Here is a 24,561-nt window from a genome sequence, read left to right on the forward strand (position 1 = left end):
CAGAGACATTCCGCGGCGCACTATGAAGCCGTTTTCGGCCACGTCAACAGCCAGTGACGGCGGCAGGGGCGCAAAAATCATCTCCCCTGCCTTTTCCTCACATCTGTCAGTGAGCGACTGCGATGGTTGTTCCCGAAGCCGCAATCGGCGCGACCAGCTCGCTCTCGTCCTCCCATTCAATCGGCTGCGGCACCCTGACAAGGGCGCGGCCAATCACCTCATCCACATGGGAAACAGGGATCAGTTCCAGATTCTTCTTCACAGTTTCTGGAAGTTCCGCAATGTCCTTCTCATTGTCCTTGGGCAGGAAGACCGTCTTGATACCAGCCCGCAGGGCCGCAAGCAGCTTCTCCTTCAGACCTCCAATCGCGAGAACACGGCCACGCAGGGTGATCTCACCCGTCATCGCCACGTCACGCCGAACAGGAATGCCTGTCAGAACGCTGACAAGCGACGTCGCCATGGCGATACCAGCCGATGGACCATCCTTCGGAGTCGCCCCTTCGGGCACATGGACATGGATGTCACGCTTCTCGAAGAGTGTTGGTTTGATCCCGAAATAGGGCGCTCTGCTCCGCACATAGGACAGTGCTGCGGACACACTTTCCTGCATGACATCGCCGAGTTTGCCTGTCTGCTTGATGTTGCCCTTACCCGGCACCATCACGCTTTCAATCGTCAGGATCTCACCGCCGACTTCCGTCCATGCCAGACCAGTCACCATGCCAACCATGTCGGTGGCTTCGGTCTCGCCATGCGAGAAACGGCGCACGCCAGCGAACTTCCCGAGATTCTTCTCGGTGATGGCCACCTTCTTCGCCTTGCCGGTGACAATCTCCTTCACGACCTTACGGGCCAGATTGGCGATCTCACGTTCAAGGCTACGAACACCTGCCTCACGGGTATAGAAGCGGATAAGGTCCATCAGCGCCGCATCGGAAATCGACCACTCCTCAGGCTTGAGGTTATGCGCCTCACCCTGCTTGGCGATTAGATGCCGCTTGGCGATGTTGAGCTTTTCCTCTTCCGTGTAACCGGACAGACGGATGATCTCCATACGATCCAGCAGAGGCTGGGGCATGTTGAGACTGTTTGCCGTGGTGACAAACATCACATCCGACAGGTCATAATCGACCTCCAGATAGTGATCCGAGAAAGTGCTGTTCTGTTCCGGATCCAGCACTTCAAGCAGTGCAGAGGCCGGATCGCCACGCCAGTCGGCGCCGAGCTTGTCGATCTCATCAAGCAGGAAGAGCGGGTTGGAAACCTTCGCTTTCTTCATGCCCTGAATGATCTTGCCCGGCATCGCGCCGATATAGGTCCGGCGATGGCCGCGAATCTCGGACTCGTCGCGCACGCCACCGAGCGACATGCGGACATAATGCCGTCCCGTAGCCTTGGCGATGGCGCGCGCCAGCGTGGTCTTGCCAACGCCCGGAGGTCCGACCAGACACAGGATCGGTCCCTTCACCTTCTTTGAACGGCTCTGGACCGCGAGATACTCAAGGATACGCTCCTTGACCTTCTCAAGCGCGTAATGATCCTCGTCGAGCACCTTTTCGGCCGCATCAAGGTCGTTCTTCACCTTGGTGGTCTTTTTCCAAGGCACGCCCAGCAGCCAGTCGAGATAGTTGCGCACTACCGTCGATTCGGCGGACATGGGGCTCATGCCGCGCAGCTTCTTCAGCTCGCCGACGGCCTTTTCCCGCGCTTCCTTGCTCAGCTTGGTCTTGACGATCTTTTCTTCGATTTCGGCGGTTTCATCCTTGCCGTCCTCGCCCTCGCCAAGCTCCTTCTGGATCGCCTTGAGCTGCTCGTTCAGATAGTACTCGCGCTGCGTCTTCTCCATCTGCCGCTTCACGCGGTTACGGATGCGCTTCTCGACCTGCAGAACACCGATCTCGGCTTCCATGTGAGCCAGAATTTTCTCGAGCTGCTTCGTCACGGACGGCAGTTCGAGAATTTCCTGCTTCTCGGAAATTTTCAGGCTGAGATGACTGGCAATCGTGTCGGCAAGCTTGGACAGATCGCTGATCTGGTTCAGCGATACCAGCACTTCTGCGGCGATCTTCTTGTTGAGCTTTACATACTGCTCGAACTGCCCGACCACGGCGCGCGCCAGCGCTTCCGCTTCTTCCGTCTCAACCGGCGCATCGGTCACGAATTCGACATCGGCTTCGAAATGCCCGTCAATATCGTGAAGCGCGACCACGCGGGCACGCTGATTGCCCTCGACAAGCACTTTCACCGTGCCGTCCGGCAGTTTCAGAAGCTGCAGAATGGTGGAGGTCGTGCCGAAGCGATAGATGTCGTCTGGCCCCGGATCATCCACCGTCGCCTCTTTCTGCGCGACCAGAAGGATTTTCTTGTCATCCTTGGTGACGGATTCAAGCGCCTTCACGGATTTCTCGCGGCCGACAAACAGCGGCACGATCATGTGAGGGAACACAACGATGTCACGCAGCGGCAGAACCGCCACACGCTCTGTCGTCGGAGCAACAACCTTTTTCGTTGCGGTCTTCTTTGCCGGCACAGTTGTCGTATCGGCAGTCTTGGTGCGCTTGCGGCGCGGCGTCGGTGTTTTGGTTTTTTCTGTCATGATGCCGATCTCCTGAATGGACGATCCAGCGATGCGCGCCCATTCAATGGCACACACATCACCCATCCGCCCCGGCAACGGGTGGATTTCTCCGGATAGCGCCTCAAGGCACCAATTCCGGAGCGGTCGTTTCTTATGATGAATATCGGAATGATTTTCGGCACTATCAAGAGCCGGTCGCATGAATCAGGTGGCACCGTTCAAACGGAGCCACCTGCATGTCATGGTTTCGCGCGAAAGCGGTCAGGCTGACTGCTCCGCTGGTTTTTCTTTGGCCTTCCCGTAAACAAAGACCGGTGAGGCTTTTCCTTCAGCCACATCCTTGTTCACGACAACCTCGTCCACGTTTTCGAGACCAGGAAGCTCGAACATGGTTGTCAGCAGAATGCTTTCCATGATCGAGCGCAGCCCACGTGCACCGGTTTTCCGTTCAATCGCCCGATGAGCAATCGCCTTGAGCGCATCTTCCGTGAAGGTCAGCTTCACGTCTTCCATCTGGAACAGCTTGGCGTACTGCTTGACCAGCGCGTTCTTCGGCTCGGACAGAATCTGCACAAGCGCTGTCTCGTCGAGATCACCCAAAGTGGCGACAACCGGCAGACGACCGATGAACTCAGGGATCAGACCAAATTTGATCAGATCTTCCGGCTCGACGCCTTTCAGAATCTCGCCTGTCCGACGATCTTCCGGAGCCTGAACGTCTGCGCCAAAGCCGATGCCCGAACCCTTACCGCGTGCCGAAATGACTTTTTCCAGTCCGGCGAACGCGCCACCGCAGATGAAGAGCATGTTGGTCGTATCGACCTGCAGGAACTCCTGCTGCGGATGCTTGCGACCACCCTGCGGCGGAACGGAAGCAACCGTGCCTTCCATCAGCTTCAGAAGCGCCTGCTGGACACCTTCACCGCTGACATCACGCGTGATGGACGGGTTATCCGACTTGCGGGAAATCTTGTCGATTTCGTCAATATAGACGATGCCGCGCTGCGCCCGCTCGACATTGTAGTCGGCTGCCTGCAACAGCTTGAGAATGATGTTCTCGACATCTTCACCGACATAGCCCGCCTCGGTCAGAGTCGTGGCGTCTGCCATTGTGAATGGCACGTCGATGATGCGAGCGAGTGTCTGCGCAAGCAGTGTCTTACCAGAACCGGTCGGACCGATCAGAAGGATGTTCGACTTCGAGATTTCGACATCATTGTTCTTCTGGGCGTAGGCGAGGCGCTTGTAGTGGTTGTGCACCGCTACCGAGAGCACCTTCTTCGCCTCGAACTGGCCAATGACATAATCGTCGAGAATCTTGCAGATCTCTTTGGGTGTCGGCACGCCGTCACGAGACTTCACCAGAGTCGTCTTGTGCTCTTCACGGATGATATCCATGCAGAGTTCAACGCACTCATCACAGATGAACACCGTCGGTCCCGCAATCAGCTTGCGGACTTCATGCTGTGACTTTCCGCAGAACGAGCAATACAGCGTGTTCTTGGAATCGCCGGACTTTGCGTTCATCTGCAGTCCCCTAATCTTGGCTCCATCCGGAGCCGCCCGGTCATATTACCGGGCAAAGCGAAAATCGTAACCGGACCAGCAAGACGCATCAAGTGATAGTCAGGCATGACGTTGTCTGAAAGCTCAGGCCTTCTCGCCGGACTGGGCCGGGTGTTTCTTGATAACTTCATCCACAATCCCGAAGGCTTTCGCCTCATCGGCGGACATGTAGCTGTCGCGCTCAAGCTTCTGCTCGATATCTTCAAGCGTCTGACCTGTATGTTCGCGGTAAATCTCGTTGAGACGCTGGCGAATCGTGAGGATCTCACGCGCCTGAATCTCGATATCGCTGGCCTGCCCCTGCGCACCGCCTGAAGGCTGATGCACCATCACGCGGGCGTTGGGCAGAGCGAAGCGCTTCCCCTCGGCGCCGCCGGCCAGAAGAAGGGAGCCCATCGAAGCCGCCTGACCGATGCACACAGTGCTCACGGGGCTCCGGATATACTGCATGGTGTCATAGATCGCGAGACCAGCAGAAACCACGCCACCCGGGCTGTTGATATAAAAGGAGATTTCCTTGTTTGGATTCACGCTCTCCAGATAGAGAAGCTGCGCCGAAATAACGGAAGCCACCTGATCGTAAACCGGCCCGGTCAGGAAGATGATCCGCTCCTGCAGAAGACGCGAATAGATATCGAACGCGCGCTCCCCGCGGGAAGTCTGCTCGACCACCATCGGCACAAGAGCGTTGTTAAAAATCTCTACGGGGTTCGAATCCCTCATCACATCATTCCCGACTTGTATGCCGCTACGCCGTGTATCCTGCCCCGTCCCCTGCCCGCCGGACAGGATAGGTTCAACCCAGACAGAACGCCCGGTCTGCTTAAGATAGAGATAATCAGACCCAGCGCCACCCCATAGGGTGAAAATCCTGCATTTCCGACCCGCTCATCGCAGCAGGCCACATAGACAAACGGCACTTCCCTCCCGAAAAAGAAGAAAGTGCCGCATTATCGCTTACTGTAAAAACAGTGAGACTATCAGACGTTGGCCGCCGGCATGTCAGCCAGCTCTTCCGGCGTCACATCCTTGTCTTCGACCTTCGCCAGCTCGGTGATGTAGTCGATCACCTTGTTTTCGAAGATCGGGCCACGAAGGGACTCGGCAGCCTGCGGGTTCTTCATGAAGAAGTCGAACACAGCCTGTTCCTGACCACGGTAGCGCATGGCTTCCGCACGGATGGCGCGGGCCATCTCATCCTGCGTGACCGTGATGCCTTTCGCACGACCGATCTCGGCGAGCAGCAGACCCAGCTTCACGCGACGCTCGGCGATCTTGCGATAATCGGCCTTGAGCGTCTCTTCGTCCTTGCCCTGATCTTCTTCATCCAGCTCGCCGGACTTGCGATCAGCTTCAACGCGGGCCCAGATCTGCTCGAACTCGGCCTCAACCATGCTTTCCGGAGCAGGGAAGTCGGTCTTCTCGGCAAGCTTGTCCAGCAGGTCACGCTTCTGACGCAGACGGGAAAGCTGCTCATACTCGTCCTCAACCTGCTTCGTGATGACTTCACGAATCTTGTCGAGGTTCTCGAAGCCAATCTTCTTGGCGAGATCGTCATTGACCTCAACCTCGACCGGCTTCTTCAGCTCTTTCGCCTTGATGTCGAAGGTTGCGACCTGACCGGCCAGTTCCTTCGCACCGTATTCCTCAGGGAAGGTCACCGTGATGATCTTCTCTTCGCCCGGCTTCATGCCTTCGAGCTGCTCGGCGAAACCGGGAATAAACCCTTCTCCACCGATCTCGACGCTCACGTCTTCAGCCGTGCCGCCCTCGAAAGGAACGCCATCGCGCTTACCGACGAAATCGACGACCAGAGCGTCACCCTGCGCAGCCGGACGATCCTCTTCAACGACCACGAAATCACGCTGACGCTTCGCAATGTCGTTCAGAGCCTTGTCCACTGTTGCGGCATCAGGTGTGGCCTTCAGGCGAACCAGAGACACGTCGGACAGGTCCGGCTCCTTGATTTCAGGGAGAACTTCCGTCTCAACCTTCAGCTCAAGATCACCCTTGCCGTCACCACCGGACACAACGTCCACCTTGGGCTGCTGCGCCGGACGCAGGTTACGCTCCTCAAAGAGGTTACGCAGCGCGTCATTCACCGCCTGCTCCAGCACTTCACCCTTCACGGATGCGCCGAAACGCTGACGGATCACGGACAGCGGCACCTTGCCCGGACGGAAACCGGGAAGATTGGCGGACGCGCCGACTTCCTTGAGGCGCGCCTCTTCCTTCTTCTCGAGTTCGGCCGACGGAACGACCACGGTGAAGGCGTGCTTCAGGCCCTCGGAAAGCGTCTCAGTAACCTGCATATGCCCAGGCCATCCTCTCGTGCGAACTCTTCAATACACAGCGGTCTTCACCGACCGCCAAAACTCTTCCGGCAGAATAATTATGGGATGCAAACCCAGCCGCTGTCGCAGTGACAGGGCTGGTACGGGTGGAGGGACTTGAACCCCCACGACTCTCGTCACCAGAACCTAAATCTGGCGTGTCTACCAATTCCACCACACCCGCGTGGCCTATCAGCGCAACCCATAACGCCGAGGGCGCACCGATTACCGCAGTCTCAACCTTACGGCAAGGTCACTCCGGCCCGCATCCTGCAATTAAGGTGATTTCCGACACGTTCGAGAGTGACTTCACCGGAATGTCACAGAACTTCATCCACCGCTTTCACTGTTCGGTCTGAAGCCGTGTCGCCTTGTCCCGTGCCTTCCCGAGATACCGGTCAAGATCTTCCGCAACCAGCCAGTTTCCGGCCTGCAGGGCTGCCTCCCCATGCAGCCACACACCTGCGCATGCGGCATCCCATGGCTCCATACCCGCCGCCAGCAAGGCTCCGATAATGCCGGTCAGCGTATCGCCCGAACCCGCCGTTCCAAGCGCCGAGGTGGCGTGCGTATTCAACGCCACTTTTCCATCGGGTGACGCAATCACGCTGGTCGCGCCTTTCAGAACCACCACCGCATTCACCTGTTTGGCTGCCGCCCGCACCGCAGCCAGAGGGTCTGATCCCGGCGCACCGAAGACCCGGGCAAACTCTCCGCCATGCGGCGTCAGCACTGCCGCCCCCCGCAGACGGTCCGGCGCGCCCGCCGCCCATGAAAAGGCTCCCGCATCAGCGAGAATCTGCCGATCCTCTGCAACCAGTTGCGGGAACACCTGCTCCACCTCTTCAGGGAGAAGACCCGGACCACAAATCCACGTCCGACGCCGATGATCTTTCAGTAGGTCCGCCAGCGGCTCCTCGTCGATAATAAGCCCCGGCTCCCCCAGCCGGAACGCAGGCGCTGCCTTTCCCGCCGCTATCCGGACAAGCCCCGCTCCTGTGCGCCGCGCCGAAGCCGCCGCCAATCGCGCCGCACCGGGCATCGCCTCACCGGCACTCAGACTGACGACACCACGGGAATATTTATGCGCTTCAAGACCGAGAACAGGCAGCTTCCAGAGACCGGGTTCATTCTGCCAGGTGGTGACGGTAATTTCCTTCAGGGTCTCAGCAGGAATCCCGATATCCCTCACCTCGAACTGTCCGAGATATTCACGTCCCGGCAGCAGCAGGTGACCGGGTTTGGCCCGAAAAAACGTCACAGTCAGATCGGCAGCGCGGGCGTATCCACGCACCAACCCGGTTGCGCCATCAATGCCGCTAGGCATGTCGATGGCGACGACGCGTTTTGCAGCAGCCAACACGGACGGAACCGGTTCCTGCACATCCCGACTGAGCCCCGCCCCGAAGACGGCGTCGATCACCAGATCAACCCGCGCAGCCTCCTCGGGAGAAAACGGCACACGCGGACCGTGAAACCTTGCCGCGACAGAGGCCGCGTCACTTCCCTCACGCGGCTCGGCCAGCGCGGCAACGGCGACAGGCCACCCCATGCCAGCGAGATGACGCGCCGCGACATAACCATCGCCACCATTATTCCCGGGACCGCACAGCACCAGTACACGACAGGGTTTCGTAAAATGTTTTATGGCCAACGCCACTGCCCGACCGGCGTTCTCCATCAGGGTCGCCACAAGAATGGTGCGAGATGCAATATGATCAATACTGCCCATCTCCTTCGGGGAGAGGACGGCGAATCTATCGGGCTGGCCGGACATGACGAGTGCCTCCGTTATGACAATGCGGCGAAACGAGTCCGCCTGAAACTGGCTCCAGAAAACAGTGAGCCTTGCGTTCGACGCTCTGATTGGCGACACAGCTTACGACCGTACAGCCGATCTGTCCGATGGAGTTCGCATGCCACATATTCTCTGGAGTCTTGTTCTGACGCTGCACATCGCCGGGATGGCGGTGTGGGTGGGTGGCGCAACCTATGCTGTAGCCATCCTGCGCCCGAGCCTGTCCCTGCTGGACAAAGCCCAGCGCAGCGCCGTGCATCTGCTGACGCTGAAGCGTTTTCTGCGCGTGATTTGGCATATCATGCCGATCGTGCTGATTACCGGATGGCTCATGATCATGCATGAAGGTGGCTTTGCAGCGATCCCTTGGACCACCAACGTCATGCAGGTTCTCGGCCTGATCATGGCAGGCCTGTTCCTGCGCGTGTTTTACGGCCCCTATCAGAAAGCCCGTCGCGCCATCCGTCCGCAGCCACAAACATTCGATTCCATCCGCAGTCTGATGCTGGGTGTCGTCGCCTGCGGTGTGCTTGCCATCCTGTGCGCGTCAATTGGACATGGTCTTTAAACTTTCTTGAGTGCCTGACGGTTATTCTGCCGGAAAACCCTTGTGATCAGTCCGAAACCAAAACGGCTGCCGCTTGATTTTTCGTGCAGGACGGCCTACCGACAGGCACCGGTTTTTTCCGGCCCCTTCTGTGCGCCCCGCCTTTGCGGCGACCGACCTAATCTGAGAGCGACTTGAGCCCCAAAGCTTCCGACACGACCGAGAAAAAGCCGCGTAAAGCGGCCCCCCGTACTCGCACCCGCAAGGCCGCGACGACCGGCGACGCGGTGACGACAGAGTCTGCTGTGGTTGAGGCTGAAGCCTCATCTGCGCCTGCTCCGAAGCGCGCGACGACACGACGGAAGAAAGCGGTCGAGGAAACTGTCGCAGCAGAAGTGGCTCCTGCCGCTGAAACTGCCGCTCCTAAGAAGCCCACGCGGACTCGCCGGAAAAAGGCTGAGACTGCTGAGGTGGAAACTCCGGCTGCAACGGATGAAGTCGCAGAGGCCAAGCCAGCTGCGAAAACGCCACGCCGCACGACGCGGAAAAAAGCTGAACCTGTCGTAGCGGATAAAGAGGAAACCACGTCGGCAGAGGCCGTCGCCGAGGAAAAGCCGGTCAAAAAGCCGCGCACGCGCAAGGCCGCTGCTGCGAAAAGTGCGGACACGGAAGCTGCTCCAGCGCCCGCAGCCAAAAAACCAACGCGCCGTCGCAGCACAAAAACGGAAGCCAAATCTCCGGATGAGGCTACGATCGAAAATGCGCCTGAAGCTCACCCTCTTCATGTCGGTGGCGCTCTGGACGGCATCGTCGAGCCGGAAGCCGAGATTCATCCGCCTGTAGCGCCTGAGCCAGCCGCAGAGCCTGTCAAAAAGGACGCTGCAGAAGAAAGCAGCCAGATCACATTTGCGGATCTGGGACTTTCGGAACCAATTCTGCGTGCCGTAACCGAGATGGGCTACGTCCATCCGACTCCCATTCAGGCACAGGCCATTCCCGCCGTTCTGCATGGTCAGGATGTTCTGGGTGTCGCCCAGACCGGCACGGGCAAGACGGCGTCCTTCACGCTGCCCATGCTGGAGATTCTCTCCGGCTCCCGCGCCCGCGCCCGGATGCCACGCTCGCTCATCCTTGAGCCGACGCGTGAACTGGCGCTTCAGGTCGCCGAGAATTTCGTCAATTACGGCAAGCATCTGAAACTGACGCATGCCCTTCTGATCGGCGGCGAAAGCATGGCCGACCAGAAAGAGGTGCTGAACAAGGGCGTCGATGTTCTGATCGCCACGCCAGGCCGTCTGCTTGATCTGTTCGAACGCGGTGGCTTGCTGCTGACGCAGACACGGATTCTCGTGATCGATGAAGCCGACCGCATGCTCGACATGGGCTTCATTCCGGACATTGAGAAGATTGTCGGCTTGCTTCCAGCGAATCGTCAGACGTTATTCTTCTCTGCAACAATGGCGCCTGAAATTCGTCGCCTCGCCGATGCGTTCCTTCATTCGCCCAAGCAGATAACGGTCAGCCGTCCTTCGACTGTGGCCACGACCATTGAAACAGGCCTGATTGTCGTTGACGAAGACGACAAGCGGAAAGTCCTGCGCAAGCTGCTGCGGGCTGAAAACCTTCAGAATGCGATCGTTTTCTGTAATCGCAAGCGTGATGTCGATGTTCTGCTCAAGTCACTTCTGAAGCATGGTTTTTCAGCGGGCGCCCTGCACGGTGATCTGCCGCAATCCGTCCGTTTCCAGACACTTGAAAAATTCAAGTCTGGCGAACTGAAGATTCTGGTCTGCTCTGATGTTGCCGCACGCGGCATCGATATCGGTGGACTGTCTCACGTCTTCAACTTCGATCTTCCCTTCCATGCCGAGGACTATGTCCATCGCATCGGCCGGACAGGCCGCGCTGGCAAGGAAGGCAAGGCTTACAGTCTTGCCACGCCTTACGATCGTAAACTCGCAGAAGCGATCGAAACGCTGACAGGCAAGCCCATCCCCCGTCTGGAGCGTGATGGAATCACGCAGCTTGAATGGGTGAGCGAAGAAGAAGCGCGCGGCAATCGCGGAAAGAAAAAACGCAACAGCCGCGGATCTGACCGGGAACGCGATTCTTCCGAACGGCCGAAACAGCCGGAAGCTGCTGCCCGCAAGAAAGAAGTCGAGAAAACAGCTGCTCCTGTGGACGCAGCCCCTCAGGCCGCTGTGCGTGAGGACCGCCGGGCGCCACGCAATGATCGGAACGACCGTAACCGGCGTGACGATAATCGCCGTCGCGGTTCGGAAATTGCCGATGCACCGAATGAGAATGTTCTCGGCTTCGGGGCCGACCTCCCCAACTTTATGAAGCTTCCCCGGCGTGTACCGGTCGCAATCGAAGCAACGGGCGAGGATGGCACGGAAAGCTGAAGGGAGAGGCCGTCGGCGGCCTCATTCTCGTCAGACTCCCGCTACAGCCATTGATCCGACGCCCCGGCGCTATCGCATTGAAGCGCTCGGTGTCAGTGGTGATGGTATTGGCCGTCTGACAGATGCCGGAGTCCAGCAAGCGACTCCCGTCTTTATCCCTTATACGGCACCCGGCGATGAGGTTCTTGCCCGCAGCACGGGTAAGGATCGAGCGACTATTCAGGAAATCTGTGTCGCTGCGCCAGAGCGTGTGACGCCACCCTGCTCCCTGTTCGGAACCTGTGGGGGCTGCTCTCTTCAGCACCTTTCCGCAGAGTGGATACTAAAGTGGAAGACGACTGAGGTCCTGACGGGACTACACCGGGCCGGCGTAGTTGATCTTCCTCCGGCTGCATCATTTCAGACGCCGTCTGCCTCACGTCGCCGTGCCGATCTTGCTGTAAAACGCAAGCATGATGGCGTCATCCTTGGACTGCACCGACGCGGTGGCGATGTTGTCGATCTGACGGAATGCTCGCTGCTACATCCGGATATCGTCAAACTTCTCCCTGCGCTTCGCACAGCAATGGAACGTCTGGATCTTTTTCGCAGAGAAGCCGATCTGGTCATCAACCTCCTCGATTCCGGGCCGGATCTTCTGCTGGCGTCTGACGCGCCCCCCAGCACGGCTGACCGCATAAAACTTGCCGCATTCTGTAAGAGCCACTGTATTTCGCGCCTGTGCTGGAAGGAAAAAGCCTCGCAGGAGAATCCGGAAATTCTCGTGCAGCTGGCGCCTTCCGTCATCGCATTCGATGGCGTGGCGATAGAGCCGCCTTCCGGCGCTTTTCTCCAGGCGAGTCGCGAAGGCGAAACGGCGATCCGCACGGCTGTTCTTGACGCTCTTCCTCCTTCAACAGGTCGAAAAGCAAAAATCATTGAATTGTATGCAGGCTGCGGCACTCTGACTTTTGGGCTCTCCACTCATGCCCGTGTTGAGGCTTACGAAGGGCATCCCGGTGCCGTAGAAGCCCTCACCCGCGCATCAGCCGGGCGCAATATCACACCCCACCTCAGAGACCTGAACAAACAGCCTGTCGAAGCAAAAGAACTGTCTTCAGCGCTGGCCGTGGTTCTCGACCCACCCCATGCCGGTGCTGGTTTGCAGATGGATGACATTCTCGACGCCCGGCCCAGGGTCATTATTTATGTCAGTTGCAACCCACGCATTCTTTACCGGGATACTGAGCGCCTTCTGAAAGCTGGTTATCGGATCGATGCCCTGACGATCATTGATCAGTTTCTCTGGTCAGCCGAGACAGAGGTCGTGTGCCGCTTTTCTCACAGTTCAAAGAAGCGCGAGAAAACAAATAATAAGTAATTATAGTACATCTACAGTCAAAATTATTAACGACTTATTTTAAAAACAGTATCCAGTTGTGTTTCGAGAATCCTTTCAAAATAATTGAGATAAAGTTATTGTCGCTACACGAGAAGCCTTTGAGTTTCTCGCATGCGGCTTTTTCCTGTGAAAGAGCAGGCATCTTATCACGGAGAAATCTTACCATGCGTGAAATCACGATTTCTGAAATGAACGAAATTTCCGGTGGAACCGGTCTGAACTCCCTGGTTGGCAATGCCCTGATCGGCGCAGCCAACACGGTTAACTCTTTTCTTGATGCCATTGGACCGATCGGGGTCGCCCTGACCTATGCTGGCGGTCCCGTCGTTGCCGCATTGCACGAATTCAACGATTACGTTGTCTATGAAGGCTCGAAAGCCATCGATACCGTCGGCAAGACACTCGGCGGCACGCTGACCCCGGACTACCATTATGTGAATGAGTGGACAGGCAATGGCGCTCTGAGCAAGTACTTCTGAATCTGAAGTAATAATTCAGCTTCTGGTCAGCCGCCAAAGACAGGGTTGTATCCTGATTCGGATACAACCCTAAAAAATCAAAAAACAAACAAAGTAAAATGAAAGTATTTATTTTACTTTTACTGCAACCATTCTGCGCCGCAGAAATTTTTTCTGGATGAAAAAATGCTGGAGTCTTCGTCGACTTCCTCTCCTCTGGTTCTGACTGAAGACCAGATCGAAAAGCTTCGTACCGACACGGATAACGGCACAGCCAATCCGCTGAAAGGTTATCAGGACATGATATCCTTTCTTGATGCCGCGAATGCAGCAGGCACGGATACGCTCGATGATGCAAGTCAGTTCTGGTATCAGCAGGCCATCACAGTAAACGGTGACGATCCCACCAGTTTCGGCAATATCTTTATCCATGCCGCCACAGCGTATGGCGCTGCCTGGGACGGAAAAACCGTTGATTTCCAGTCGCTGTCTGACAAGATCGGCCTTGCCGTCATCAACGGCACGATAGAAACCGGCTCACTGCAGAGCATCAATTCGATGCTTGAGGACGATATCGGAACGTCGCTTTCCTATGGCGGCATGACTGTCGGCGGCTGGGGCGGCTCCTTCTATTACTGGAACACCCCGTTCGAGGGCACGGAGACTGTGGGTCAGGCCATCATGGCAGACCCGGAACAGTACGATAAATTCATTGCCACAACCGCAAACGCCGTTGTTGTCACAGGCAATACAGCGATTGAAGAGCTCGGACTGACCTTCAATTCCGGTTCGATCACCAATGAAGTCGATCAGTTCCTGAATATTCTTCAGGTTGGCGTGCCCACCATCGTCGATGCAAGCGTACAGACAACCGTGAAGGCAGAAGTCATCGCGCGTGCTTTTGAGGAAGACGTTCTGGGACAGAGCGCCGCCGGCAATCCCAATCTGATCAACGGCTATGAGTATGTCGGCAAGAGCTGGTTCGGGAACAGTGAGTGGATCGCCACTCCGAATGCAGGCATCAGCTCAGTCAATGTCACCAACACCACGGAGCTTGACGCTCTGCGCGCCACGCGTCTTGAAGAGCAGGACACGAAATCTGGTGATGCTGTCACCAATATTTATTCTGCACTTGCCAAAGCCGCGGACGCTGGCATTACCGGCAGCATGACACTTCCTTCCGAGCTCCAGCTTCCGGCAGGATCAACGCTCACAGCAAGCGATATGACGGCTTCAAAGGTAACACTGAGCCTGCCCGCTCTTCCGACGGATCTGGTGACAGACACCATCAAGGACGTCATGGCAGACATCGCTCCGGCGATTTCCGCTGACTTCCTTGCGCCTGTTGTCTCCATCGTCGGAACAGGTCTTACGGACGCCCTGAACTTTGCAGGCAATATCCTGACCGATCTGACAGGCGGCTCTTCCTCTGCATCGTCTTATGGCGCAAGCCTTGCGACAACGCAGACAAACACTGCCGCCAGCAGCCATCAGGATCTGTTTGCATCACTGTTTGCGTGATCTGGACTGTCCTGACCTTTTTATAAGGTCAGGACAAAGCGCTCTCATTCATGCTTCGTCGTAAAACGACGTATTTCAGAGGCAATGAGCGCTTCCAGATGTCGCCCTTTCAAAAAGGGCGACATCTACCGGGGCTTTCTCAAGAAAGCTCTCTCAAAACTTCCCTACACGTGATCCGCAGCTAACGCCTCACACAAAGGCGAAGCGTTATTTGCCCTGAGTGTCACTGCTTCCTGAATTCCGCAACCTTTTCAGGCGTGACATTCACCGAGCCCGAACCGAATTTTTCCATCAGGAAATTCACAAGACTGGCTATTTCCGCATCGCTCAGGCGTTCGACCTGCGACTTGTCGTTGAACCCATGCATGAACGCATGATGATCACCAGCTTTCCGGTCAACACCATTCAGGATCACCATAATCAGGTTATCCGGACGAGCTGTTCCCACCGCAGAATTGGAAAACAGCGACGGGACAGAATGATCAGCTGTTCCGGCGCCATTCCGCCCATGACAGGCAGCGCAGTTATCATCAAAGATCTGCAGGGCGCTCATCTGATCCAGATTATCGATCCGTTTCGGAACATCTGTCCGGATGTCGGGATCGTTCATTGGCTGGCCAAAGCTGTCACGCGGCTTGTGATCCACATCGTCCTCAAGAGCCGGAACCTGCTTGATGTAGGCAGCCAGCGCATGCAGGTCCGGATCGCTCAGCTTGCTCGTGCTGAAAGAGACGACCTCTCCCATGGAACCGGCCGCCTGAGCGCGTCCATGAGCCTGACCGGTCTTCAGATAGGAGACGATATCGTCTTCGCTCCAGTCTCCGATGCCACCTGTTTTGCTGGACGTGATATTGGGCGCATACCATCCGGCCAGCTCAGCGCCGCCAAGATAACGATCCGTCTTCTCACCCAGCATGAAGTTGCGCGGCGTATGGCAGGTTCCGCAATGCTCCAGTGCATTGGCGAGATATTTCCCGCGCCTCAGAGTGTCGAACGTCATGGAGTCACCCGTCTCGGGTGTTTCAGACGTCGCCAACATGTTCCACACCTTCATGGCGGACCGCACGTTAGCAGGGAATGTCAGAGCTGTTTCGGGAGGCGTGCTCGCAACGGGCTGCACGCGGTGCATGAACCAAGCATACAGCGCCTTCATGTCCTGATCGGTTATTCCGGCATAGGACACATAAGGCATGACCGGATAGAGATTGACCCCATCAGCACGGATACCGTGACGCACGGCTTCGTCGAACTGGACCTCCGTATATTTCCCGATGCCGTGTTCGGGGTCCGGCGTGATGTTGGTTGAGATGACATTCCCCATCGGGGTTGCAATCTTCAGGCCGCCAGCAAATGGCTTTCCGTTCTTTGTCGTGTGACAGGCCATGCAGTCCGCAGCAAGCGCGACGTCCGCGCCGCGTTTGAGCAGAGCCTCGTCGTCCGCAGCCGGTGCGGCAGGGGCCGGAGAAGCGGCTGCAGCCTTGCTGTCCTGCGCCTTTTCATCTGCTGCCAGAACAGGTGCTGCATGCAATGCACCAAGAACATTGCCTGCAATCAGAAAAGAACGGAATGTCTTGAAAATATCAGGCATGGTTCAGCTCTTTTTTCAGCGTATCGGCGACGCGCAGAGCCAGTGCCGAAACCGTCAGGGTAATGTTGCCGGTGCCCACCGTCGAAAAGACGGAAGAACTGGCGATGAACAGGTTTTCATGGTCGTGCGTGCGACAATGACCGTCCACAACGGAATCTTTCGGATCCACGCCCATTATGGTGCTGCCTGAGGGATGATCCTGTGGAAAATACCCAGGCGTCCACTGCTCATCCGTGCCGTGCATGAGCCCGATCAGTTCACGGAACACCTTGCGGGTATGCTCACAGCTGCGCACCGTATATTCCGGCAGTTTGTAGTAAACATCCGGATGCGGAATCCCGAGAACATCTTTGCGGGTTTTACTGAGCGTCAGACGGTTGTCCGGATCGGGTAGCGCCTCATTATGGCTGAACAGGCGCACTGTGTGCGCGGCCAGATAACGGATGCGCTCTTCGAGTTCACGCCCGACATAACCTTTGGCGATGGCCATCTGGGTCGCGAGATCGACCTGATTGTCATCCACCATGTGCACCAGATAGGCGCCACGCTCCTTCCGCCACTCACCATCGCGGAAGTTGTCGATCACATTGGTCTCCAGCGGACCACGTCCCGGCCACAAAGCCTTGTCACCGCTGATGAAGGTCACCTGAACGCCCGTGTGATCCATCATGTTGCGACCAACCTGATCGGAACTGTTGGCGACGCCTGTGGGACTTTTTTCGTCAGCCGCCACAAGCAGGAGCTTGGCCGTCTCGATGCAGTGCGCCGCAATGACGAAGTATTTTCCGGTGACGCGATGGGAGCCCTTGTCCGGGTCGAGATAATGCACCGCGGTGACAAGCTTGTTCGCCGGATCCCGCTCGATCTTGTAGACAACGGCGTTGGGAATGAACTTCGCGCCAGCCGCCTCGGCATCATAGACCGAGTAACTGCCGTTATACATCGCCCCGATCGGGCAGATCGGCATGCAGTTGTTATGACCTTCACAGGTCGGACGGTTATCGTAAGGGCGTGTGTTGCGGGCCTGAGGCTCATGCACCACGCGCCAAGGCGTCTTTTCACTGATCAGCTTGCGGAACTGCTGCGCGGCATAGGAAATGGGCAGCGCATCCATCGGATAAGGCTGTTTGCGCGGCGAACCGAGATCCTCGACGGCGGGATCAGGGCCGCAGACACCCATCATCACTTCCGCCTGATAATAGAACGGCTCGAGATCATCATATTTCAGAGCCCAGTCACGGCCCTGACCAAAGCGGGTTTTCAGCTCGAAATCCGAAGGCAGATAACGCCAGGCACATCCGGCCCAGTGCCAGGTCGTACCACCGATCATCCGCAGGTAGACCTGCTGATAGGCCTCCGCGTCCGGACCAGTCGTGTGCAGATACTCGTTGGGTGTGCGCTGATCGGGCGGATGGGGTGCCCAAGGCACAGAGGGGAACGGCTCCTGATAGGACGGCTTGTTTTCCAGATTACGGAAATTTTCCACAAAATGCTGGCGGTCTACACGCGGGCCTGCTTCCAGCACGATGACGGAAATACCCGCACGCACCAGTTCATTGGCGATCGAACTGCCCGCCACACCGGACCCGACGATGACGACATCGGCGGAGAGATTTTCTGAAGACATAAGGATTATACTTTTCTGTTTTCAGGTCGGTTCGACGACGAATTTCGACGGAGACAGAGCGGGCTGACCTTTCGGTGGGTCAACTTCAGGTGGTTTCGACGTCCAGTAGAACGGTCCACCAGCAGCATATGTCTTCGGATAGACGGCATCCTTGGTGATATCGAACATCAGGGCCGAGCGATAAACCACGACCTTGCCGTTGGCGACGCCACGATACCAGCCCGCCATGATGTCATGGATCACGTCCTTGAACGCTGGATCGTGTTTTTCCGCAGCACGTGCAAAGTCGGACGCGGAGGCGAACTGCCCTCCCTCAAGCAGGGCATGCATGCCCTGAAGCTGCTCTTTCCGCTTTGCATCAGACTGCACGATGTTTGTGCAGAGCGCGGCAGCGATCCACTCATCCAGAGCATCCCGATCCGTCAGGCGATGCGACAGGTCCAGAAACTGTTTCACCAGAGGGTCATTGACCGAAAGCAGCGATGGCTGCCCCGGCACATTCGACCCGTGTGCATCCGGCTCCGCCGCCCGGGCGGAGACAAGGCCTCCCGCTGCGACCGTTCCCATGCCGCCCAGCAGAACATCGCGCCGCGACATTCGCAGCAATCTGCTCAAACGCATTCTGTTGGGAGAAACCATCCAGAGCGATGAAGAGTTATCTGCCATTCTCCTGAACAGCTCCTTGTCGATATTCGTTGCGCCACCAGAAGATCGCACAACATGAATTTGCCATTTCATAAGGTCGTAGGCCGTGAATTATGTTCACGCAACCATCAAAGATTGTAAAATAACATCCTGGATGAATGAGATTTATTTGAAAATTCTCTTAAAACATCTTGTGAAACATTTCTGTGCTTCAAAAACATCTTTTTCACCTCACCTCGTCACATTCATCATCCTGAGCTGGACGGATGCAAAAGCCCCTCCCACCAGATGCAGGCCACCATTCACTCTCCGCGCATGGACAGTCCTGCCTCAAGACGGCATAGCCGTTCCTCCTTTTCAGGGCGGGTGCCAGACATGTCAGGCAAGATGTCAGTAGAGACGATGCAGGCCAGTCAGCGTCTGCCCTTTTACCTTGTGGCTCTGCTGGGACTGATTACAGCGCTCGGCCCCCTGTCCACCGACATGTACCTTCCCGCCTTTCCGATTCTGGATCAGGAACTGGGGGGCGGTCCCGGCTCGGCGCAGTTCACTCTTGCGACATGGTTCATCGGACTGGCGGTGGGGCAGTTCTCCTGCGGTCCGTTGTCAGACCGTTTCGGCCGCCGCGGTCCATTGATCGCGGGGCTCGCACTCTACACGCTGGCCTCGATCGGCTGTGCGATGACGTCCGACTACCGGCTGTTCTGCCTGTTCCGCTTTTTCGCCGCCCTCGGCGGTTCTGGCGGAGCCGTCATCCCCCGCGCCATGATCCGCGATATCGCAACTGGCAGAGCCGGGGCGCATATCATGACCCAGCTGACCCTCGTCTTTGGCGTCATGCCGATCCTGGCCCCTTCCATCGGCGGGATTATTCTGGAAATCGCGACATGGCGCTGGATGTTCTGGGTGGCGGCGCTTTACGGTGTGGCGGCCATTGCGGGCGTCTGGTTTGTATTGCCGGAGACCCTGCCCCTCGCACGCCGTCTGCGCCTGCCCGTCAGCACGATTCTCACGCGCTATGCGATGATTGTCCGAGAGCCGCACTTCTTTCTGAACGCGCTTATCGCCAGCGCCTCGACCTTTGTGATGTTCGCCTATCTCGGCGGCGCGCCCGTGGTGTTCGAGCACCTGATGGGATTTTCTCCACGTAACTTCGCCATTTTCTTCGGCGTCAACGCCGCCATCTTTATCCTCTGCACCCAGATCAGCGGCAGGCTGGTGCATCGCGTGCGCCTTGAAACGCTCATGCAGTTCGGCATTGGCTGGTGCGCCTTCGCCGGGGTCATGAACGTGCTGCTGACCACAACACATATCATCACGGCCCAGACACCCGTCTTCGTCGTCATGATGATCATGTTCATGACCGGCTCGCTCGGGTTTATTGGCGCGAACGCAACAGTGCTCGCTTTCCATCATCACGGCGCTCATGCGGGAAGCGCCTCCGCACTGCTGGGCACGATGCAGTTCAGCATCGGCGCCGTCAGCGGCCTGATGATGGGCTACATGCCGACGGATTCGATCATCCCGACGGCCTGCTTGATGGCAATCGGTCCGGCCATGATGGTGATCGCCAACATCTTCCGCGTTTTCCGCTGCGCCGAAACCTGACGTCTCGCTCGCCATCCCCTCACCTTTTTGCTAGACAGATCATCCCTTGTCGCGAACGCCTCTCCCGCTGTCGCGTTACAGGGTCTGATCGCGCCGGCCACTCTTCCGCCGCGCGCGAAAAGGATGATGATGACACACAGCACACGGACATCGGTATTGGCTTCAGACCGCACAGCCTGTGAGGCCGCCATCGCGGGCCTGCGTAACTCTCTCAACACGGCAGAGTGTTCGGCCACGCCGTTCCGGCACTGGACGCTGTCCAACATTCTGCCGCAGGAAGCGTGCGAGGCTCTCGTGGCGTGGGAACCGGAAGATAATGCTGTTGCAGGCGATACCGGCGGTCGCCGTGAGACGCGCAACGGCTCCCGTGTTTTCGTAGAACCGGAAGCCCGGGCGCGGGATGCGCGACTGGATGTGCTGGCCCATATGTTCGACAGCCCGGAAGGACGCTCCGCCGTGGAAGCGCTCTGCGGCACGAAACTCGATCATACGGCGCTTCGACTTGAACTCAGTCTCGATACGGACGGCTTCTGGCTGGAGCCGCATACCGACATCGGCGCGAAGAAACTGACGCTGCTCATTCCGCTGTCCACCCATGATGACGCCGAGCAGTGGGGCACGGACCTGATGAACGCGGAGGGAAAAACCGTTGTCCGCAGCAGTGGCCGCTTCAATACCGGCACCCTGTTCGTGCCGGGCGACGACACCTGGCATGGCTTCCAGAAACGACCCATCAACGGCCTGCGACGAGGTCTGATCGTCAATTTCGTTGATTCAACGTGGCGCGCAACGCAGGAACTGGCTTTCGGCCCGGCGCAGTGAGGTGATGTCGCCTGACCAATGAAGCGCGAGACTTTCTGACCTGACACCAGACATCAGTGAGTCGACAGTTTTTCTGCCACAGTTGCTTCTGAAACGCCCTCATTCAGGCCTTTCAGAAAGATAAACAGCCTTGGCAAACCGGGACGAACACCTTACCCGGACACTTCAATTCATAGACAGCCCGCGAGAAAGCGCCATTCCGCCTTCTTGCCCATGGCATTTTACGATGAGGAACGAGGACCGATGAGCGAACGCGAGGCGATGGAATTTGATGTCGTCATCGTGGGTGGCGGCCCGGCGGGTCTGGCGGCAGCCATCCGCCTGCGTCAGCTTAACCCCGAAGCCAATGTCTGCCTGATCGAGAAAGGCAGCGAGATCGGTGCGCATATCGTCTCCGGTGCGGTGATCGAGCCGCGCGCTCTTGAGGAACTGTTCCCCGACTGGCTGGAACGCGGCGCTCCCCTGAAGACCCCGGTGACCGAGGAGGAGATGTATTTCCTCACCGAGAAAAAGGGCTTCAAAATTCCGGCGCTCGACCGCGTGATGCCGCACCTCGCCAATCACGGGAACTATGTCGTCAGCCTCGGCGATGTCTGCCGCTGGCTGGCCGAGCAGGCGGAAGCGCTCGGCGTCGAGATCTATCCGGGCTTTGCTGGCGCGGAAGTGCTGATCGAGAAAAACCGCGTGGTGGGCGTGGCGACCGGCGACATGGGCATCACCCGTGACGGCGAGAAAGGCCCGAACTACCAGCCGGGCATGGAACTGCGCGCGAAATACACGCTGTTCGCGGAAGGCTGCCGTGGCTCCCTCACCAAGCAGGTGATGGAACACTACAACCTGCGCAAAGGCGTCGATCCGCAGACCTACGGACTTGGCATCAAGGAAGTGTGGGAAATCCCCGCCGAGAACCACCGTCCCGGTCTGGTCGTGCACAGCTTCGGCTGGCCACTCGATGACAAGACCTATGGCGGCGCATGGCTCTACCATTTTGGCGAGAACCTTGTCTCCTATGGCTTCGTCACGGGTCTCGATTATGAGAATACGTGGCTATCGCCGTTCGACGAGATGCAGCGCACGAAGTTGCATCCGGTCTTCCGCAAGCATTTCGAAGGTGGCCGACGTCTGATCTATGGCGCACGCGCCCTGTCCGAAGGCGGTCTCCAGTCGATCCCGCGCCTCACCTTCCCCGGTGGCGCGCTGCTTGGCGATTCGGCTGGTTTCCTTAACACGCCAAAAATCAAGGGCACGCATACGGCGATGAAGTCCGGCATGCTGGCCGCAGAAGCCGTTATCGACGCGATGAAGGCCGACCGGGTTGAACCAGCCGCCTATACGAGCCTTGTCCGTCAGTCCTGGCTGTATGACGAGCTGAAATCCGCCCGCAATGTCCGTCCGGCCTTCGCCCGCTGGGGCTCCAAGCTGGGCGCGCTTTATGCCGGGTTCGACGCCATGGTTCTGCGCGGCAAAGCCCCGTGGACCCTGCATTTCAAACATGCGGATAACGAGACGCTGAAGCCTGCCTCTCTCTGCACGCCGATCGCCTATCCGAAGCCGGACAACAAGATCACCTTCGACAAGCTTTCCTCGGTGTTTCTGTCGAACACCAACCATGAGGAAGACCAGCCGGTTCACCTCAAGGTCCGCAACATGGGCTTGTGGAAGACGGTGAACTGGGACGTGTTCCGCTCACCTGAAAGCCGTTACTGCCCGGCGGCGGTCTATGAAGCGGTGGATACGGATACTGAAGCGCGGCTGGTGATCAACTCCCAGAATTGTGTCCACTGCAAGACCTGCGACATCAAGGACCCGACGCAGAATATCGACTGGTGCACACCAGAAGGAGCCGGTGGTCCGAATTACCCTGCGGGTATGTGATTTTTGTCGATAGTACGTTAAGGCAGCCGTCAATTCCGGTGGCCCGATCGCCGGGCGTGGTTCCTGCGCCCACGTCCGCGCGCGCCACCATCTGCGGGTAGTATGCGAGAGAGACGATGAAGATACTTGTCCCGGTAAAGCGGGTTGTTGATTACAACATCAAGGTTCTCGTCAAATCGGACGGCACCGGCGTTGAGACGGCTGGCCTGAAGATGTCGATGAATCCCTTTGACGAAATTGCCGTCGAAGAGGCCGTCCGTCTGCGTGAAAAAGGCTCTGCGACCGAGGTGATCGCCGTGTCTATCGGTGTCCAGCAGGCACAGGATACGTTGCGTACGGCCATGGCGATGGGTGCCGACCGCTCCATTCTCGTTCTCTCGGAAGAAAGCCCGGAGCCTCTGGCTGTCGCCAAGGTGCTGAAGGCGATCGTCGAGAAAGAGAAGCCGGACCTCGTCTTCCTTGGCAAGCAGGCCATCGACGACGACATGAATGCGACGGGCCAGATGCTCGCCGGTCTGCTCGGCTGGGGTCAGGGCACCTTCGCCAGCAAGGTCGAAATCGTGGATGGTCGTGCGGAAGTCACCCGTGAAGTCGATGGCGGCACCGAGACAGTGTCGCTCGCCGTTCCGGCCATCGTCACGGCGGACCTGCGTCTCAACGAGCCGCGTTATGCTTCCCTGCCGAACATCATGAAGGCCAAGAAGAAGCCGCTTGAGACGATTCAGGCTGCGGACCTTGGCGTGGACATGACCCGTCGCCTGACGACGGTTTCCGTGGCTGAGCCGCCGACCCGCAAGGCTGGCATCAAGGTCGGCTCCGTGGCCGAACTGGTCGAGAAACTGCGCAACGAAGCGAAGGTGATCTGATCATGACCGTTCTTGTTCTTGTCGAGACCGAAGCCGGTCAGATCCGTCAGGCTTCCCGTTCCGCCATTACCGCTGCCACCAAGCTGGGCGATGTCCACGCTCTGGTCGTAGGCAATGCAGCCGACGCCGAAGCGGCAGCCGCTCTCGCCGCCAAGGTGCCGGGCGTGGCCAAGGTGCTGAAGGCCGGTGCCGACGTGCTGGCCCATGAACTGGCCGAGCCTGTGGCCGACCTGATCGTCTCGCTGGCAGGCGATTACAGCCACATCGTCGCCGCTTCCACGGCTGTCGGCAAAAACGTCCTGCCCCGCGCAGCAGCACTGCTCGACGTTCAGCCGATCCCTGACGTGATGGCTATCGTCGATGCCGATACGTTCGTTCGTCCGATCTATGCGGGCAACGCGCTGGCGACGGTGAAGTCCTCGGATGCGAAGAAAGTTCTGACTATCCGTGCGACCAACTTCGATCCGGCTCCGGCTGAGGGTGGTTCCGCTTCTGTCGATGCGGTCAACGTAACGGTTCAGGACACGGTTTCCCGCTTCGTTTCCGAGCACACACCGACCAGCGACCGTCCGGAACTCGAGTCGGCTCGCGTGATCGTTTCCGGTGGTCGTGGTCTGGGCAGCGCCGAGAACTTCCAGTCCGTGCTCGCGCCGCTGGCCGACAAGCTTGGAGCCGCCATTGGCGCTTCCCGCGTGGCGGTCGATTCCGGTTACGCCGAGAACGACTGTCAGGTCGGTCAGACCGGCAAGATCGTCGCTCCTGAGCTGTATATTGCTGTCGGTATTTCCGGTGCGATCCAGCATCTCGCCGGTATGAAGGACAGCAAGGTGATCGTGGCGATCAACAAGGATGCTGAGGCTCCAATGCTTCAGGTTGCGGACTACGCCCTTGTTGGCGACCTGTTCGAGGTCGTGCCGGAACTGGCCAAGGCTCTCTGAGA

Annotated in this window: 18 protein-coding genes and 1 tRNA gene; 10 read left to right on the top strand and 9 right to left on the bottom strand. The window is 57.9% G+C overall.

Going from position 1 to position 24,561, the window contains the following annotated elements:
- Positions 1 to 106 precede the first annotated feature (106 nt).
- The 6 genes from lon to EMQ_RS05845 all read right to left on the bottom strand — a co-directional run bounded on the left by lon (position 107) and on the right by EMQ_RS05845 (position 8,257).
- Positions 107 to 2,599 carry an endopeptidase La gene (gene lon, locus EMQ_RS05820; protein ID WP_026200182.1) on the bottom strand — a complete coding sequence of 831 codons (2,493 nt, stop codon included), beginning with the start codon at positions 2,597 to 2,599 and terminating at the stop codon, positions 107 to 109.
- Between the two features lie 243 nt (positions 2,600 to 2,842).
- Entirely contained in the window at positions 2,843 to 4,108 is a 1,266-nt protein-coding gene (gene clpX / locus EMQ_RS05825) for an ATP-dependent Clp protease ATP-binding subunit ClpX (RefSeq protein ID WP_018308322.1), read from the bottom strand.
- Between the two features lie 123 nt (positions 4,109 to 4,231).
- Entirely contained in the window at positions 4,232 to 4,870 is a 639-nt protein-coding gene (gene clpP / locus EMQ_RS05830) for an ATP-dependent Clp endopeptidase proteolytic subunit ClpP (protein ID WP_010666849.1), read from the bottom strand.
- A gap of 257 nt (positions 4,871 to 5,127) precedes the next feature.
- Positions 5,128 to 6,459: a trigger factor gene (tig, locus tag EMQ_RS05835; RefSeq protein ID WP_010666850.1), complete on the bottom strand. Its 1,332-nt coding sequence runs from the start codon at positions 6,457 to 6,459 to the stop codon at positions 5,128 to 5,130.
- Between the two features lie 120 nt (positions 6,460 to 6,579).
- Positions 6,580 to 6,664 (bottom strand) — tRNA-Leu (locus EMQ_RS05840).
- Positions 6,665 to 6,823: 159 nt separating this feature from the next.
- Positions 6,824 to 8,257: a bifunctional ADP-dependent NAD(P)H-hydrate dehydratase/NAD(P)H-hydrate epimerase gene (locus EMQ_RS05845; RefSeq protein WP_010666851.1), complete on the bottom strand. Its 1,434-nt coding sequence runs from the start codon at positions 8,255 to 8,257 to the stop codon at positions 6,824 to 6,826.
- Between the two features lie 139 nt (positions 8,258 to 8,396).
- Here EMQ_RS05845 and EMQ_RS05850 point away from each other — a divergent pair, with 139 nt between their 5' ends.
- The 5 genes from EMQ_RS05850 (at position 8,397) to EMQ_RS05870 (ending at position 14,590) form a co-directional block, all read left to right on the top strand.
- Positions 8,397 to 8,846: a membrane protein gene (locus tag EMQ_RS05850; protein ID WP_026200181.1), complete on the top strand. Its 450-nt coding sequence runs from the start codon at positions 8,397 to 8,399 to the stop codon at positions 8,844 to 8,846.
- A gap of 173 nt (positions 8,847 to 9,019) precedes the next feature.
- Positions 9,020 to 11,230 (top strand): DEAD/DEAH box helicase, encoded by a 2,211-nt coding sequence (locus EMQ_RS05855; RefSeq protein ID WP_010666853.1) that lies wholly within the window; start codon positions 9,020 to 9,022, stop codon positions 11,228 to 11,230.
- Complete coding sequence (locus EMQ_RS05860) at positions 11,214 to 12,590, top strand: class I SAM-dependent RNA methyltransferase (RefSeq protein ID WP_010666854.1); 1,377 nt, start codon at positions 11,214 to 11,216, stop codon at positions 12,588 to 12,590. Before EMQ_RS05855 ends, EMQ_RS05860 begins: the two co-directional genes overlap by 17 nt.
- A 185-nt stretch (positions 12,591 to 12,775) precedes the next feature.
- Entirely contained in the window at positions 12,776 to 13,090 is a 315-nt protein-coding gene (locus tag EMQ_RS05865) for a hypothetical protein (protein ID WP_010669362.1), read from the top strand.
- 165 nt (positions 13,091 to 13,255) lie between these two features.
- Complete coding sequence (locus EMQ_RS05870) at positions 13,256 to 14,590, top strand: hypothetical protein (protein ID WP_018308320.1); 1,335 nt, start codon at positions 13,256 to 13,258, stop codon at positions 14,588 to 14,590.
- Between the two features lie 223 nt (positions 14,591 to 14,813).
- Here the strand turns inward: EMQ_RS05870 and EMQ_RS05875 are convergent, their stop codons facing one another.
- From EMQ_RS05875 to EMQ_RS05885, 3 genes are read right to left on the bottom strand one after another with little or no spacing between them, the layout of a single operon-like run.
- The gene (locus EMQ_RS05875; protein ID WP_010667815.1) at positions 14,814 to 16,178 is read right to left on the bottom strand and encodes a cytochrome c; all 1,365 of its coding nucleotides are present in this window, start codon (positions 16,176 to 16,178) and stop codon (positions 14,814 to 14,816) included.
- Entirely contained in the window at positions 16,171 to 17,805 is a 1,635-nt protein-coding gene (locus EMQ_RS05880) for a GMC family oxidoreductase (RefSeq protein WP_010667814.1), read from the bottom strand. The genes EMQ_RS05875 and EMQ_RS05880 overlap by 8 nt, the downstream gene beginning before the upstream one ends.
- Positions 17,806 to 17,826: 21 nt before the next feature.
- Positions 17,827 to 18,471 (bottom strand): sorbitol dehydrogenase family protein, encoded by a 645-nt coding sequence (locus EMQ_RS05885; RefSeq protein WP_231367983.1) that lies wholly within the window; start codon positions 18,469 to 18,471, stop codon positions 17,827 to 17,829.
- A gap of 354 nt (positions 18,472 to 18,825) precedes the next feature.
- Between EMQ_RS05885 and EMQ_RS05890 the strand changes: the two genes are divergently transcribed.
- The 5 genes from EMQ_RS05890 to EMQ_RS05910 all read left to right on the top strand — a co-directional run bounded on the left by EMQ_RS05890 (position 18,826) and on the right by EMQ_RS05910 (position 24,559).
- On the top strand, positions 18,826 to 20,058 hold the full coding sequence (locus tag EMQ_RS05890; RefSeq protein WP_018308319.1) for a multidrug effflux MFS transporter: 1,233 nt from the start codon (positions 18,826 to 18,828) through the stop codon (positions 20,056 to 20,058).
- A gap of 126 nt (positions 20,059 to 20,184) precedes the next feature.
- A complete protein-coding gene (locus EMQ_RS05895) occupies positions 20,185 to 20,880 on the top strand; it encodes a hypothetical protein (protein WP_010668560.1) in 696 nt (231 codons plus the stop codon).
- 243 nt (positions 20,881 to 21,123) lie between these two features.
- The gene (locus EMQ_RS05900; protein WP_010668561.1) at positions 21,124 to 22,755 is read left to right on the top strand and encodes an electron transfer flavoprotein-ubiquinone oxidoreductase; all 1,632 of its coding nucleotides are present in this window, start codon (positions 21,124 to 21,126) and stop codon (positions 22,753 to 22,755) included.
- Between the two features lie 116 nt (positions 22,756 to 22,871).
- On the top strand, positions 22,872 to 23,621 hold the full coding sequence (locus EMQ_RS05905; RefSeq protein ID WP_018308318.1) for an electron transfer flavoprotein subunit beta/FixA family protein: 750 nt from the start codon (positions 22,872 to 22,874) through the stop codon (positions 23,619 to 23,621).
- A gap of 2 nt (positions 23,622 to 23,623) precedes the next feature.
- Positions 23,624 to 24,559: an FAD-binding protein gene (locus tag EMQ_RS05910; protein ID WP_010667955.1), complete on the top strand. Its 936-nt coding sequence runs from the start codon at positions 23,624 to 23,626 to the stop codon at positions 24,557 to 24,559.
- Positions 24,560 to 24,561: the final 2 nt, after the last annotated feature.

It is taken from the genome of Acetobacter aceti NBRC 14818, assembly GCF_000193495.2.
GTDB lineage: Bacteria > Pseudomonadota > Alphaproteobacteria > Acetobacterales > Acetobacteraceae > Acetobacter > Acetobacter aceti.